We start from the raw sequence: 13,972 nt of genomic DNA on the forward strand, positions 1-13,972 counted from the left end.
ACCGGTAACACTCGGTGATATCAGCCTCGAGCGAGGAAAATCTCTGCGGAAGGCACAGCGATGTCAACAGTCACGCTCATCATCCTGCTGGCGGTACTGGCCGCCATGGCCGGTCTTGCGATCGCCCCCTCGGTGCGGCAGGGCCGCAAGGGCGAGCTGCCGGTCCGAAGCCTGCCCTCGGAAGCCAGGGAGCAGTACGCGGCACGGTGGGCGGGCCTACAGGAGCGGTTCGTGGACTCCCCCGGATGGGCCCTGCGCGAAGCCGACCGGCTGATGGGCGCGTTGGCCGTCGACCGCGGCTATCCGGCCGAGTCCGAGGAGAAGCGAATGGACGCGCTGTCCGTCCGTCACCCCGAGGAGACCGACGGCTACCGCCGCCTGCACGCCATGGCGGCGCGGGTGCACGACGGCGAGACGGCCACGGAGCGGATGCGGGAGGCGCTGGTCGCGGCGCGTCCCCTGTTCGAACAGCTGGTCCGTGCCCAGCCGCACGACGAGCGCCCGCTCCCGCCTCCGGGCCCCCGTCAGCGGGACCTCGAGCGGGGCCGTGTCCCTCGGCAGCGCCTCGGCCCGGCCGCCGATCACTGACCGGTGAGCCGCACCGCCAGCGCGAGGGTGTCATCCGGATGGAGGATCACCGTGTGCATATCCTCCGCGATGGCGCCGGGAACCTCCTCCGTCGGGCTCTGCAGATGCTTGTGCGCGGCCTCGATCAGGCGCTTCTCGCCCTCGATCGGGTCCCGGCGGCTCTCGGTGAGACCGTCGGTGTAGAGCAGGAGGAGGTCCCCGGGCGCCAGCCGCTCGGTCAGCGGGGTCTCGCTGCCGGGCAGCGGAAAGCCGATTCCGCGCCCCCGGGCCTCCAGATACCGGGCCGACCCGTCGCGGCACAGCAGCAGCGCGGGCGGGTGGCTCCCATTGGCCAGCCACAGCTCACCGGTGGCCGGATCGATCCGGGCGAGCTGCACGGTGGCCATCACGGACCGGTCGAAGGGGCGCAGGATCTCGTCGGTGCGGGCCACGATCGACTCGAGCCGGTGGCCCTCCAGGGCCAGGGTGCGCACCGCGTGGGTGACGTTGAGCGCGCTGCGCGTACTGGTCACCCCATGGCCCAGGGCATCCACGATGGTGATGTGGACGGTGCCGTCGGGCAGCACGAACCAGTCGTACAGATCCCCGCCGGTCGGCGCGTCGGTGCCGGCCGGCTCGTAGTGCACGGCGAGTTCCAGACCGTCGGCCTCGATGGGCGCCGGGCGCAGCGCGTCCTCCAGCTCCCGCAGGGTCTGGCCGTGCGCGGTGCGCAACTGCTTGTCCCGCTCGTCGAGCTGGACGTAGAGCGCGAGCACCCCGCTGTTGGTCTCGGCGAGTTCGTCCTTGAGACGGCGGTGCTCGGAGGTGAGCGCGTCGGCGGCGGCCACGACCGCGCGCAGCTCCTCCGCGGCGAGGGCACCCTCGTCGGGCGCCTCGTCCGCGGCGCCGGACGGGGGTGACGCCGGGAGGCGCCAGACCATCCGGCCCCCGGTCACCTCGTCGGGGGCCATCGGGAGATCCACCGCCACCGGACCCGTGTCGCCCGGGGTCCGCAGCACCACCGTGAGCAGCCCCCCGGCCGGTTCGTAACCCCACTCGAGGCCCGTCTCCCGCCCGGCGCGCAGCGCCGCCCCGGCGGCCTCGGCGGCGGACAGCACCAGGCGCGCCCGGACCGCGGGGTCCAGGGCGTGCTCCCGGGCCAGCGCCCGAACGGCCCGGCTGAGCCCCGCCGTCGTGGCGCAGATGAGGTTCCTCGTCGTCATGGCAGCCTCAAGGGGGACCTGGCCGCGAGCACCGTGGCGTCGTCGCGGACGCGGCGGTGGCCATGGGCGAGTGCGGCGGACAACAGGGGCGGCGGGAGGCGGAGTACGGACGGGGGCGGGTCGAGCGACCAGCGGGCGTCGATGCCGTCACTGTGCAGCACCGCCGTACCGCCCTGGGGCAGCGGGAAGTCGTGGACGCGAGGGGTGGGCATTCCCCAGCCGACGATACCGGGCTGCCCGATCAGCCGGTGCCGAACCCGGTCGTGGCTCAGGGCGAGGGCGCGGATGTTGCCGATACCGCAGTAGTCGGCGTGCTCGGGACGCAGCCGCAGCACGCCCACCGCGGCCCCTCGGGTGTGCCGCAGGGCCCGGTTCATCCGGGTGAGCACCTCCGGCAGCGGCCGGTCGGGATCGGCGTGGAAGGTCCGCAGCGCCGCCTGGGCCGCCTCGGCGGCGGGCCGGCCGTGGCCCAGACCGTCCAGGACGACCGCGGTGCGGGCGGAGTCCGTGTCGACGATCGCGCAGGCGTCGCCGCAGCCCTCCTCCCCCTCGGCGGGCAGACAGACCGCGCCCACCCCCTGCCACTCCGGCCGCTGCTCGCCCGGCGCGGTGAGCCGGGCGCAGGCCCAGGTGCCCGCGTGGGTGCCGTCGGCGCTGCGCATATGGAAGTGGGTCGCCATCCGCTTGACGGCGCCGAGCCCGGCCCCCAGCGTTCCGGAGGTGGTGTAGCCGTCCGCCAGACAGCGCTCGGGGTCGTGCATACCGGGGCCGCGGTCGGCGGCGAGGATCTCCACCCCGCGGCCCAGCGGCAGCGGCTGGACGTAGAGCGTGCCGTCGTCGGCGTGCTTGTCCAGGTTGGTCGCCAGTTCCGAGGCGATCACCGCCGCCTGGTCGGGCAGCGCCCCCGGCAGCTCGCACGCCCGCGCCACCTCACGCGCCGCCTCGGCGGCCAGATGCACGGCGCTGCGGTGGTCGACGCGCACCTGGACGGTGGGCGCCGTGAACGTATGGGTCACCGCGCCGTCCAGCGGGTGACGACCACCACCGTGCCCTCACCCGGGCCGGTACGCGCGGAGAACTCGTCCATCAGCCGCCGGGCGCCGCCCAGCCCGTGGCCCAGGCCCGAGCCGGTGGTGAAGCCGTCGGTGAGCGCCGCGTCGAGGTCGGCGATCCCCGGCCCCTCGTCCTTGACGACCAGCCGCAGCCCCCGCCGTCCGCGGGGGTCGCGCGGATACTCCAGGGTCACCGTGCCGCCGCCCCCGTGGACATAGGCGTTACGGGCGAGCTCGCTGGCGGCCGTGACCACGCGGGTCTGGTCCACCAGGCCGAAGCCCACCTCGACGGTGGCCGCGCGCACGGCATGGCGGACCGTCAGCAGATCCTCCTCCGTGCGCACCGGGTACGAGGCCGGCGCGGGCGGGCGCCGGCCATCCGTCCGCGAGGGCGTCTTGGGCCCGCGGGAGGCGAGGGTGAATTCACCGGGCAGTGCCACGTCGGGCCCCTTCCAGGGGCTGTGGGGCCTGACGCCACCCCAGCGCGGCCAAGCCCTGCTCCGGATTGAGTGCGGTCTCCACGCCGACGAGCTCGATCCCGAGCTCGACCAGGGTGATCGCCACCGGCGGTCGCATCCCGGCCACGATCACCCGCGCCCCCAGCAGCCGGGCGACCGTGGTCAGCTCCATCAGCGTCCGGGCCACGAAGGAGTCGATGACCTCCAGCCGGGAGATGTCGATGAGCACCCCACGGGCGCCCTCGGCCGAGATCCGCTCGGTCAGCTCCTCGGTGAAGGCGATGGCGGTCCGGTCGTCGAGTTCATTGAGCAGGCCGGTGACCAGGACGTCTCCCAGTCGCAGAATCGGAACGCCGGGCTGGGGCTGACCGGTCACCGGCCGTCTCCTTCGTCACCGTCGGGCCCGGGCCCGTCGATCATCTTGATCGCGGCGGCCAGCGCGTCGGCCAGCGTCGCCCGCGTGAGGATGGTGGACAGATCGATGCCGAGCTGGGCGATGGTCTGGGCGATCGAGGGGCGCACCCCGCTGATCACACAGTCCGCGCCCATCAGCCGCACCGCGTTCACGGTCTGCATCAGATGCTGGGCGACGGCGGTGTCCACCGTCGGCACACCCGTGATGTCGATGATCGCGACCAGCGCCTCATGGTCCTGGATGGCCTGGAGCAGATTCTCCATCACCACCTGGGTCCGGGCGGTGTCCAGCGTGCCGATCAGCGGCACGGCCAGCACCTGTCGCCACAGCCGCACCACCGGCGTCGACTGCTCCATCAGCTGCTGGCTCTGCCGGCGGATGATCTCCTCCCGGCCGTCCACATACGTCTCGAAGGACAGCGCCCCGGCCACATCGAGCAGCCGGTTCATGAAGACGGCCGAGGCGAACAGCTCCTCGGCGTCCCGGGTGTCCCGCTGCACCGCCGTCAGCAGCGCCTCCTTGAGCGCCAGCACCGCGAGCGAGGTCGCCGTCGGAGTGGCCCCGGCCCGCGCCCGGCGCAGCGACAGACCGACCACGGCCTCGTGCAGCCCCGGGCTGGAGGTCACCACGCGGTCCGCCGGCACACCGCTCCGCAGTCCCGGGACCAGCGCCTCGATCAAGGCATCGGCCTCCTCGTGGAGTTCGGCCTCCCCGATGTCGGTGGCGAGCAGGGCCTGCTCCATCTGCAGCTCGACCCAGCGATCGGCGATCTCCTCGCCGCGTTCGTGGAGCGCCCTGGTCAGACGCTCTCGCACAGCGGCCTCGCTGGTACTCACGCGGTTCCCTTCGCGGTCGGCGACCGTTCTCGGTTGGCAAATTTTATCGATCTTCCGGGTGCCCCGGAAGCCGCATCATGCCGATCGCCGTGGCCCCCGGCAGGGAGCGCTTGTTGCGGGACTCGCGGTTACGGGCCGCGAGTTGGTCGTCGGCCGGGTAGCCGACCTCCTCGAGGGTCAGGCCATGGGGGCGTACGACATGGACGGCGGAGTCGCGCAGCCCGGCGGAGAGCACCTTGGCGGGCCAGTCCGGCGGGCGGTGACCGTCACCGACGAAGAGCAGCGCGCCCACCAGCGAGCGCACCATGTTGTGGCAGAAAGCGTCCGCCCGCACCGTGGCCGTGATCACGCCGTCCGCCCCGCGCACCCAGTCCAGCCGCTGGAGGGTGCGGATGGTGGTGGCACCGTCGCGCTTCTTGCAGTACGCGGCGAAGTCGTGCTCGCCCAGGAGCCGTGTCGAGGCGGCGTTCATGGCGTCCACGTCCAGCGGCCAGTCGTGCCACAGCACATGGCCGCGCAGCAGCGGGTCGACCCCGCCGGGGTGGTCGGTGACCCGGTAGGCGTAGCGCCGCCAGATCGCGGAGAAGCGGGCGTTGAACCCGGACGGGGCCTCGGCGACCTTCCAGACCCGTATGTCATGGGGCAGCCGGCCGGCCAGCCGCCGCAGCAGCCTGTCCCGGTGCTCGGCCCACAGCGCCTCGGGCAGATCCACGTGCGCCACCTGGCCGCGGGTGTGGACCCCCGCGTCGGTGCGGCCGGCGACGGTCAGCTCGAAGGTCTCCGCGGAGCGCGTCACCGTCCGCAGCGCGCTCTCCAGCTCGCCCTGTACGGTGCGCCGCTCGCGCTGCTTGGCCCAGCCCGAGAAGTCCTTGCCGTCGTAACTCAGATCCAGCCGGACCCGTACGAAACCGGGCGCCGCCTCGTCACTCACCCAACCGTTCCTCTCCATGCGGAACGGGCCCGCTCCCAGGATCTGGGGGCGGGCCCGTCCGTACGACGAAAGCCGTCGAACGCCTCAGGCGTCCTTCGACTCCTCGGCCTCTGCCGGAGCCTCGGCCTCTGCCGGAGCCTCGGCGGCCTCGGCGGCCGGGGTCTCCTTCTTGAGGTCCGCGACGGCCTGGTCACCGGCAGCGTCCTTGGCGGTGCGCTTGGTGGCGGCCTCGGCCTCGCCGACCGCCTCCTGCTGCACGGTCAGCGCCTCGACCAGCTCGATGACCGCCATCGGGGCGTTGTCGCCACGGCGGTTACCGATCTTGGTGATGCGGGTGTAACCACCCGGCCGGTTCTCGTAGCGCGGCCCGATCTCGGTGAAGAGAGTGTGCACGACGCTCTTGTCGCGGATGGTCTGGAGCACCAGACGGCGGTTGTGAAGGTCGCCCTTCTTCGCCTTGGTGACCAGCTTCTCCGCGACCGGGCGCAGGCGGCGGGCCTTCGCCTCGGTGGTGGTGATCCGGCCGTGCTCGAACAGCGCGGTGGCGAGGTTCGCCAGCAGGAGCCGCTCGTGCGCAGCGCTGCCGCCCAGACGGGCGCCCTTGGTGGGCTTCGGCATGTCTATCTCCTAGATGTCTGCACCGGCCGTATGAGGTACCGGTGTCAGTGAACAAAATCCAGCCCGTCCGGCGATTGAGGACAACGCCTCAGCCACAGCGGACCAGCAGGTTCTAGTACTGCTCGGTCTCCACGAAACCGGCATCCGCGTCGTCATCGGCGCCGAAGGCGTCAGCGGCGGCGGTCGGGTCGAATCCGGGCGGGCTGTCCTTGAGCGCGAGGCCCATACCGGCCAGCTTCGCCTTGACCTCGTCGATCGACTTGGCGCCGAAGTTCCGGATGTCGAGCAGGTCCGCCTCGGACCGCGCCACGAGCTCACCCACGGAGTGGATGCCCTCGCGCTTCAGGCAGTTGTACGAACGAACGGTGAGCTCGAGCTCCTCGATCGGCAGCGCCAGGTCGGCGGCGAGGGCGGCGTCCGTCGGGGACGGACCCATGTCGATGCCCTCGGCGTCCACGTTCAGCTCGCGGGCCAGGCCGAACAGCTCGACCAGGGTCTTACCGGCCGACGCCATGGCGTCACGCGGCCGCATGGCCTGCTTGGTCTCGACGTCGACGACCAGCTTGTCGAAGTCGGTGCGCTGCTCGACACGGGTCGCCTCGACCTTGTAGGTGACCTTGAGCACCGGCGAGTAGATCGAGTCGACCGGGATCCGGCCGATCTCCTGGCCGACCTGCTTGTTCTGCACGGCGGAGACATAGCCGCGACCGCGCTCGACGGTCAGCTCCATCTCCAGCTTGCCCTTGCCGTTCAGCGTGGCCAGGACCAGGTCGGGGTTGTGCACCTCGACACCGGCCGGCGGCGCGATGTCGGCGGCGGTGACCAGACCCGGGCCCTGCTTGCGCAGGTACATCACGACCGGCTCGTCGTGCTCCGAGGAGACGACCAGCTGCTTGATGTTGAGGATCAGGTCGGTGACGTCCTCCTTGACGCCCGGCACGGTGGTGAACTCGTGCAGGACCCCGTCGATCCGGATGCTGGTCACAGCCGCACCGGGGATCGAGGAGAGGAGCGTACGACGCAGGGAGTTTCCGAGGGTGTAGCCGAAGCCCGGCTCCAGCGGCTCGATCACGAACCGGGAGCGGAACTCGTCGACGACCTCTTCGGTCAACGAGGGACGCTGAGCGATCAGCATGGGTTTTGCCTCCAGTCTTCGGCGCCCGCTATTTGACGCCGAACCCTTCAATGGTACGGGCGGTACGTGCCAAACGGCTCCGTACCGCCCGTATCGTCATCGCTACTACTTGGAGTAGAGCTCGACGATCAGCTGCTCCTGCACCTGGGTGTCGATCACCTGGCGCTCGGGCATCGAGTGCACGAGGATCCGCAGCTGCGACGGAATGGCCTCCAGCCACGCCGGCACCGTGCGCTCGCCCGCCTCGGCCTGAGCCACCTGGAAGGGGGTCATGGTCCGGGACTTCGGACGAACCTCGACGATGTCGTTCACGGTGACCCGAGCCGACGGAATGTCGGTCTTGACGCCGTTCACGGTGAAGTGACCGTGGCGGACCAGCTGACGGGCATGGTCGCGGGACTTGGCGAAGCCGGCCCGGTAAACCACGTTGTCCAGTCGGGTCTCGAGGATGCGAAGAAGGTTCTCACCGGTCTTGCCGGACTTCTTGTTCGCCTCCGCGTAGTAACCACGGAACTGCTTCTCAAGGACTCCGTAGATGCGGGTCGCCTTCTGCTTCTCACGGAGCTGCAGCAGGTACTCGCTGTCCTTGGTGCGCCCGCGACCGTGCTCACCCGGGGGGTAAGGACGGATCTCGATCGGGCACTTCGCGCTCTCGCACTTGCTCCCCTTGAGGAAGAGCTTCTGCTTCTCCCGACGGCAACGCTTGCAGTCGGCCCCGGTGTAACGCGCCATTGTTTCTGTTGTCTCCTACTTCAGCCGGTCAGACACGCCGACGCTTGGGCGGGCGGCATCCGTTGTGCGGAGTCGGAGTGACGTCCTGGATCGAGCCCACCTCCAGGCCGGTGGCCTGGAGGGAGCGGATCGCGGTCTCACGGCCGGAGCCCGGACCCTTGACGAACACGTCGACCTTGCGCATGCCGTGCTCCTGCGCGCGGCGGGCGGCCGACTCGGCGGCCATCTGCGCGGCGAACGGAGTGGACTTGCGCGAGCCCTTGAAGCCGACGTGGCCGGCCGAGGCCCAAGAGATCACATTCCCGGTCGGGTCCGTGATCGAGACGATGGTGTTGTTGAACGTGCTCTTGATGTGAGCGTGCCCGTGGGCGACGTTCTTCTTTTCCTTGCGGCGCACCTTCTTGGCGCCGGCCGTCCTGCTCTTCGGAGGCATTCTCGAAATCTCCCGTGGAGGTGGTCGGTCCTACAGCTCGGACCGCTTGACAGCGTCCGGTGCGGACTACTTCTTGCCCGGCTTCTTCTTGCCGGCGATCGCGCGACGCGGGCCCTTGCGGGTGCGGGCGTTGGTCGACGTGCGCTGGCCGTGGACCGGAAGGCCGCGGCGGTGGCGCAGACCCTGGTAGCAGCCGATCTCGACCTTGCGGCGGATGTCGGCCTGGATCTCGCGACGGAGGTCACCCTCGGTCTTGATGTTGTTGTCCACGTACTCGCGGATCTTGACCAGGTCCTCTTCGGCCAGGTCGCGAACGCGGGTGTCCGGGTTCACACCGGTGTTGGCGAGCGTCTGCTGGGCAAGGGTGCGACCGATGCCGAAGACGTAGGTGAGGGCGACCTCGACGCGCTTTTCGCGCGGGAGATCAACGCCTGCGAGGCGTGCCATGAATCTGGCTCCAGATGGTTGTCGGAGGTCTTCCGCAGCACCACTCCCGGCCGCCGTACGGGACGGCTCCCGGGTCCCCGGCCTCCGACCGGGGGTGTCGTCCCCGCCAGGCGGGAACGGGTGACTGCGTATGTACGCAAAGTTATGACGTCGCGCGAAGATACTGCGAGTGGTGCAGGATTTCGGCCGGTGTGCGTCAGCCCTGGCGCTGCTTGTGGCGCAGGTTGTCGCAAATGACCATGACCCGGCCGTGGCGGCGGATCACCTTGCACTTGTCGCAGATCTTCTTGACGCTCGGCTTGACCTTCATGGGTGTGAGGTTCTCCGGGTCGTGAGATCTACTTGTAGCGGTAGACGATCCGTCCGCGCGTGAGGTCGTACGGAGACAACTCCACGACAACCCGGTCATCGGGCAGGATGCGGATGTAGTGCATACGCATCTTGCCGCTGATGTGCGCGAGGACCTTGTGACCGTTCTGAAGCTCCACCTTGAACATCGCGTTCGGCAGAGACTCGATCACGGTGCCCTCGATTTCGATGGCGCCTTGCTTCTTGGCCATGTCCTGCTTTCGGGATCGGCTACCTTGATCGGCTCGCGACATGCGGGAGGGCATGCGAGAGCCGACGTGTCAGTCTACGTCAGGGCATCCCGAAACACGAATCGGGGGCATCATGCCCCCATTTTGAGATCTTTATGCCCACGGAGATCGTCATGCCAGCGGGTCGGGCGCGGTCTCCACGCCCAGCTCGGCCAGCTTGGCCTTGCCGCCGTCCACGGCGGTCAGCACCAGTGGGCCCTCCTCGGTCAGCGCGACCGAGTGCTCCCAGTGGCTGGACCAGGTGCCGTCGTCCGTCTTGACCGTCCAGTCGTCGGCCAGCACATGCGTCTTCGCGGTGCCCAGGCTCACCATGGGCTCGATCGCGATGCAGAAGCCGGAGACCAGCCGGGGGCCCTTGCCGCGCTTCTTGGAGACGTAGTTCAGCAGATGCGGGTCCATGTGCATCTGGGTGCCGATGCCGTGGCCGCCGTAGTCCTCGATGATCCCGTACTTGCCGGAGGCCGGGCGGGGCTGGCGGCGGATGTAGCCCTCGATCGCCTTGGAGATGTCGACCAGCCGGTTGCCCTTGCGGACCGCCGCGATCCCGGCCCACATCGACTCCTCGGTGACCCGGCTGAGCTCGTACAGCTCCGGGGCGTGACCGGTGCCCACGAAGGCGGTGAAGGCGGCGTCGCCGTGCCAGCCGTCCACGATCGCGCCCGCGTCGATGGAGATGATGTCGCCGTCCTTGAGGACGGTCTCCCGGTCCGGGATGCCGTGCACCACGATGTCGTTCACCGAGGTGCAGATGGTGGCGGGGAAGCCGCCGTACCCCAGGAAGTTCGACTTGGCGCCGTGGTCGGCGATGACCTTACGGGCGACATCGTCCAGATCCTTGGTGCTGGCGCCGGGGACGGCCGCCGCCCGTGTCGCCTCGTGAATGGCGGCGACGACCAGTCCCGCCTCACGCATCTTCGCGATCTGCTCGGGAGTCTTGATCTCCACCATGGGGCCTTCCGGAGTCGGTCTCTGATGCGGTCCGTGCTGTGACGTATCTGCTCAACGATACGGCCGCGGTGCCCGTGCCGGGCACCGCGGCCGTTCCGTACAGGTCCTGGCGGCTCTCAGGCCGCCTTCGCCGCCAGGGCGTCCATCGCCCGCTGGGTGACCTCGGACACCTTGCCCAGCGCCGAGATCGTCACGACCAGGCCCTGGGTCTTGTAGTAGTCGATGATCGGCTCGGTCTGGCTGTGGTAGACCTCCAGCCGGTCGCGGACCGTTTCCTCGCTGTCGTCCTCGCGCTGGTACAGCTCGCCGCCGCAGACGTCGCACACGCCCTGGGCCTTCGGCGGCTTGTACTCCACGTGGAAGGTGTGCGAGCTGTCGTTGCGGCAGGTACGACGGCCCGCGATGCGCTTGATCACCTCGGACTCGGGGACCTCCAGGTCCAGCACCGCGTCCAGCGAGACACCGCGCTGCCCCAGATAGGTGTCCAGGGCCTCGGCCTGGATCTGGTTCCTCGGGAACCCGTCCAGCAGGAAGCCCGGCTGCGCGTCGTCCTGGTCCAGCCGGTCCTCCGCCATGCCGATGGTGACCTCGTCCGGTACCAGCTGTCCGGCCCGCATGTACTCCTGCGCCTGCTTGCCGAGGGGGGTGCCCTGGCTGATGTTCGCGCGGAACAGGTCGCCGGTGGAGATATGCGGGATCGACAGCTTCTCGGCGAGGTACGCGGCCTGCGTACCCTTGCCGGCTCCCGGAGGCCCGACGAGGACGATTCGCATCAGCGGAGGAACCCTTCGTAGTGTCGCTGCTGAAGCTGGCTCTCGATCTGCTTCACAGTCTCCAGGCCGACACCCACGATGATCAGGATGCTCGTGCCGCCGAACGGGAAGTTCTGGTTGGCGTTGAGCGTCACCAGCGCCACCGTGGGCACCAGGGCGATCAAGCCCAGATAGAGCGCACCGGGCCACGTGATGCGGTTCAGCACGTAGCTCAGATACTCCGCGGTGGGACGACCAGCCCGGATACCCGGGATGAACCCACCATACTTCTTCATGTTGTCGGCAACTTCTTCGGGGTTGAAGCTGATGGCGACATAGAAGAATGCGAAGAAGACGATCAGCAGGAAGTACGTGGCGATGTAGATCGGGTGGTCGCCCTTGACGAAGTTCTGCGAGATCCAGGTCGCCCAGCCGGCCTTGGAATTGGAGAACTGGACGATCAGCGCCGGGATGTACAGCAGCGATGAGGCGAAGATCACGGGGATCACACCCGCCTGGTTCACCTTCATCGGAATGTAGGTGGACGTACCGCCGTACGAGCGACGGCCGATCATGCGTTTGGCGTACTGCACGGGGATCCGGCGCTGGGCCTGCTCGACGAAGACCACCAGGCCGACCATGGCCAGACCACAGAGGATCACCAGGCCGAACTCCAGCCAGCCGTCCATGATCTTGCCCTGCTGCCTGATGCTCCACATCGCGCTCGGGAAGCCGGCGGCGATGGAGACGAACATCAGGATCGACATGCCGTTGCCGATGCCGCGGTCGGTGACCAGCTCACCGAGCCACATGATCAGCGCGGTGCCCGCGGTCATCGTGATGACCATCACGGCGGTGGTGAAGATCGAGTCGTCCCGTACGATCTGACCGCCGACCGGGCAGCTCTGGAAGAGCGAGCCGCTGCGGGCGGTGGCCACCAGGCCGGTGCCCTGGAGGATCGCCAGCGCGATGGTCAGATAGCGGGTGTACTGCGTGATCTTCCCTTGACCGGCCTGGCCCTCCTTCTTGAGGGCCTCAAGGCGCGGGATCACCACGGTCAGCAGCTGCAGGATGATGCTCGCCGTGATGTACGGCATGATCCCCAGCGCGAAGATGGTGATCTGGAGCAGTGCGCCACCACTGAACATGTTGACCAAGCCGAACAGCCCCTGCTGGCCCTTGGCGAGGTCCATGCACGTCTGGACGTTCTTATAGTCGATGCCCGGGATCGGGACATGTTGCCCGAGCCGGAAGAGCACGATGATGCCCAGCGTGAACAGCAGCTTCTTGCGCAGGTCGGGCGTCTTGAACGCCCGGGCGAACGCGGTGAGCACGGTGCCTCCTGCGCCCCCCGCGTCGCTTCGCGAGAGGTGACGGTCTTGAGGATCGACGGATACTTATCAGCCAGGACCCGCGCGGAGACGTACCGCGCGGAAGGTAACAACGCCAGCCACCTTACCGGCGACCCGGCCCCGCTTGGAACGACCAACCGGGGATGCCCCGTATCTGGGGCACCCCCGGTCAGAAACGCACCGTGCTCAGACGAGCTCGGTGACGGTGCCACCGGCGGCGGTGATCTTCTCCTTGGCGGAGCCGGAGACGGCGTCGACCGTCACCTGGAGCGCCACGGAGACCTCACCGGAGCCCAGCACCTTGACGAGCTGGTTCTTGCGAACCGCACCCTTGGCGACCAGATCGGCCACCGTGACCTCGCCACCCTCGGGGTAGAGCGCGGCCAGCCGGTCCAGGTTCACGACCTGGTACTCGGTGCGGAAGGGGTTCTTGAAGCCCTTGAGCTTCGGGAGCCGCATGTGGAGGGGCATCTGCCCACCCTCGAAGCGCTCCGGAACCTGGTAGCGGGCCTTGGTGCCCTTGGTGCCACGACCAGCGGTCTTACCCTTGGACGCCTCACCACGACCGACACGGGTCTTGGCGGTCTTGGCGCCCGGGGCGGGCCGGAGGTTGTGGACCTTCAGCGGGTTGTTCTCCGCCATGTCAGTCGACCTCCTCGACCGTCACGAGGTGCCGCACGGTCTGCGCCATGCCGCGGAACTCGGGGCGGTCCTCCTTGACGACCACGTCGCCGAGCCTCTTCAGCCCGAGCGAACGCAGAGTGTCGCGGTGGTTCTGCTTGCTGCCGATGTACGACTTCGTCTGCGTGATCTTGAGGCGGGCCATGCTCACACACCCACCCCGGCACGCGCCCGCAGCAGAGCGGCGGGAGCGACGTCCTCGAGCGGCAGACCACGGCGGGCGGCGATCTCCTCGGGGCGCTGAAGGCCCCGCAGAGCGGCCACCGTGGCGTGCACGATGTTGATCGGGTTCGAGGAGCCGAGCGACTTGCTCAGCACGTCGTGGATGCCCGCGCACTCCAGCACGGCGCGCACCGGGCCACCGGCGATCACACCGGTACCGGGAGACGCCGGCTTCAGCAGCACGACACCCGCGGCCTCCTCACCCTGGATCGGGTGCGGGATGGTGCCGGCGATCCGGGGGACCTTGAAGAAGTGCTTCTTGGCCTCCTCCACGCCCTTGGCGATCGCGGCCGGCACCTCCTTGGCCTTGCCGTAACCGACACCCACGGTGCCATCACCGTCGCCCACCACGACCAGCGCGGTGAAGCTGAAGCGACGACCACCCTTCACAACCTTGGCGACGCGGTTGATCGCGACAACACGCTCGACGTAAGCGGTCTTCTCGGCGGCAGCGCCACCGTCCCGCCGGTCCTTCCGGTCCCGCCGCTCGCCGCCACCGGCGCCGCCACCGCGGCGCTGGGGTCCAGCCATTGGATTTACCTCTCTCGTTTCCGCTTTGCGTTGGAACCGG

The 13,972-nt window shown here is 69.1% G+C and carries 20 protein-coding genes; 1 reads left to right on the plus strand and 19 read right to left on the minus strand.

Translation table 11 applies throughout. From position 1 onward, the window contains the following. Nucleotides 1-60: 60 nt before the first annotated feature. Complete coding sequence (locus ACMTAK_RS22155; protein WP_413807838.1) at nucleotides 61-588, plus strand: hypothetical protein; 528 nt, start codon at nucleotides 61-63, stop codon at nucleotides 586-588. Here the strand turns inward: ACMTAK_RS22155 and ACMTAK_RS22160 are convergent. The 19 genes from ACMTAK_RS22160 to rpsE form a co-directional block, all read right to left on the minus strand. Continuing rightward, a complete protein-coding gene (locus tag ACMTAK_RS22160; protein ID WP_413807839.1) occupies nucleotides 582-1,790 on the minus strand; it encodes a PP2C family protein-serine/threonine phosphatase in 1,209 nt (402 codons plus the stop codon). The genes ACMTAK_RS22155 and ACMTAK_RS22160 overlap by 7 nt on opposite strands. After that, a complete protein-coding gene (locus tag ACMTAK_RS22165; protein WP_413807840.1) occupies nucleotides 1,787-2,806 on the minus strand; it encodes a SpoIIE family protein phosphatase in 1,020 nt (339 codons plus the stop codon). The genes ACMTAK_RS22160 and ACMTAK_RS22165 overlap by 4 nt, the downstream gene beginning before the upstream one ends. Beyond that, complete coding sequence (locus tag ACMTAK_RS22170; protein WP_413807841.1) at nucleotides 2,803-3,282, minus strand: anti-sigma regulatory factor; 480 nt, start codon at nucleotides 3,280-3,282, stop codon at nucleotides 2,803-2,805. The genes ACMTAK_RS22165 and ACMTAK_RS22170 overlap by 4 nt, the downstream gene beginning before the upstream one ends. Further along, complete coding sequence (locus tag ACMTAK_RS22175; protein ID WP_119990736.1) at nucleotides 3,266-3,676, minus strand: STAS domain-containing protein; 411 nt, start codon at nucleotides 3,674-3,676, stop codon at nucleotides 3,266-3,268. The genes ACMTAK_RS22170 and ACMTAK_RS22175 overlap by 17 nt, the downstream gene beginning before the upstream one ends. Next, entirely contained in the window at nucleotides 3,673-4,551 is an 879-nt protein-coding gene (locus ACMTAK_RS22180) for an STAS domain-containing protein (protein ID WP_413807842.1), read from the minus strand. The genes ACMTAK_RS22175 and ACMTAK_RS22180 overlap by 4 nt, the downstream gene beginning before the upstream one ends. Nucleotides 4,552-4,594: 43 nt before the next feature. Further along, nucleotides 4,595-5,482 (minus strand): tRNA pseudouridine(38-40) synthase TruA, encoded by an 888-nt coding sequence (gene truA, locus ACMTAK_RS22185; protein ID WP_413807843.1) that lies wholly within the window; start codon nucleotides 5,480-5,482, stop codon nucleotides 4,595-4,597. A gap of 84 nt (nucleotides 5,483-5,566) precedes the next feature. Further along, nucleotides 5,567-6,100, minus strand: a complete 534-nt coding sequence (gene rplQ / locus ACMTAK_RS22190; protein ID WP_413807844.1) for a 50S ribosomal protein L17 — start codon at nucleotides 6,098-6,100, stop codon at nucleotides 5,567-5,569. A 112-nt stretch (nucleotides 6,101-6,212) separates the two neighbouring features. After that, nucleotides 6,213-7,235: a DNA-directed RNA polymerase subunit alpha gene (locus ACMTAK_RS22195; RefSeq protein ID WP_138914399.1), complete on the minus strand. Its 1,023-nt coding sequence runs from the start codon at nucleotides 7,233-7,235 to the stop codon at nucleotides 6,213-6,215. Nucleotides 7,236-7,340: 105 nt separating this feature from the next. After that, nucleotides 7,341-7,967: a 30S ribosomal protein S4 gene (gene rpsD / locus ACMTAK_RS22200; RefSeq protein ID WP_413807845.1), complete on the minus strand. Its 627-nt coding sequence runs from the start codon at nucleotides 7,965-7,967 to the stop codon at nucleotides 7,341-7,343. 28 nt (nucleotides 7,968-7,995) lie between these two features. After that, nucleotides 7,996-8,400, minus strand: coding sequence for a 30S ribosomal protein S11 (rpsK, locus tag ACMTAK_RS22205; RefSeq protein ID WP_009715860.1), 405 nt, complete (start codon nucleotides 8,398-8,400; stop codon nucleotides 7,996-7,998). Between the two features lie 66 nt (nucleotides 8,401-8,466). Next, a complete protein-coding gene (gene rpsM, locus ACMTAK_RS22210) occupies nucleotides 8,467-8,847 on the minus strand; it encodes a 30S ribosomal protein S13 (RefSeq protein ID WP_009715861.1) in 381 nt (126 codons plus the stop codon). Between the two features lie 196 nt (nucleotides 8,848-9,043). After that, entirely contained in the window at nucleotides 9,044-9,157 is a 114-nt protein-coding gene (gene rpmJ, locus ACMTAK_RS22215) for a 50S ribosomal protein L36 (protein ID WP_003956441.1), read from the minus strand. 28 nt (nucleotides 9,158-9,185) lie between these two features. Continuing rightward, nucleotides 9,186-9,407 carry a translation initiation factor IF-1 gene (gene infA, locus ACMTAK_RS22220; RefSeq protein WP_003956442.1) on the minus strand — a complete coding sequence of 74 codons (222 nt, stop codon included), beginning with the start codon at nucleotides 9,405-9,407 and terminating at the stop codon, nucleotides 9,186-9,188. A 150-nt stretch (nucleotides 9,408-9,557) separates the two neighbouring features. Then, nucleotides 9,558-10,394 carry a type I methionyl aminopeptidase gene (gene map / locus ACMTAK_RS22225; RefSeq protein ID WP_346167367.1) on the minus strand — a complete coding sequence of 279 codons (837 nt, stop codon included), beginning with the start codon at nucleotides 10,392-10,394 and terminating at the stop codon, nucleotides 9,558-9,560. Nucleotides 10,395-10,510: 116 nt separating this feature from the next. Continuing rightward, complete coding sequence (locus ACMTAK_RS22230; RefSeq protein ID WP_413807846.1) at nucleotides 10,511-11,167, minus strand: adenylate kinase; 657 nt, start codon at nucleotides 11,165-11,167, stop codon at nucleotides 10,511-10,513. Continuing rightward, nucleotides 11,167-12,480 carry a preprotein translocase subunit SecY gene (secY, locus tag ACMTAK_RS22235; RefSeq protein ID WP_413807847.1) on the minus strand — a complete coding sequence of 438 codons (1,314 nt, stop codon included), beginning with the start codon at nucleotides 12,478-12,480 and terminating at the stop codon, nucleotides 11,167-11,169. The genes ACMTAK_RS22230 and secY overlap by 1 nt, the downstream gene beginning before the upstream one ends. A gap of 204 nt (nucleotides 12,481-12,684) precedes the next feature. After that, entirely contained in the window at nucleotides 12,685-13,140 is a 456-nt protein-coding gene (gene rplO / locus ACMTAK_RS22240) for a 50S ribosomal protein L15 (RefSeq protein ID WP_020869248.1), read from the minus strand. Nucleotide 13,141: 1 nt separating this feature from the next. Then, nucleotides 13,142-13,324 carry a 50S ribosomal protein L30 gene (gene rpmD / locus ACMTAK_RS22245; RefSeq protein ID WP_044571656.1) on the minus strand — a complete coding sequence of 61 codons (183 nt, stop codon included), beginning with the start codon at nucleotides 13,322-13,324 and terminating at the stop codon, nucleotides 13,142-13,144. 2 nt (nucleotides 13,325-13,326) lie between these two features. Next, on the minus strand, nucleotides 13,327-13,932 hold the full coding sequence (gene rpsE / locus ACMTAK_RS22250; protein ID WP_020869250.1) for a 30S ribosomal protein S5: 606 nt from the start codon (nucleotides 13,930-13,932) through the stop codon (nucleotides 13,327-13,329). Between the last annotated feature and the right edge of the window lie 40 nt (nucleotides 13,933-13,972).

It is taken from the genome of Streptomyces lacaronensis, assembly GCF_047337785.1.
GTDB classification, from domain to species: Bacteria; Actinomycetota; Actinomycetes; order Streptomycetales; family Streptomycetaceae; genus Streptomyces; species Streptomyces lycopersici.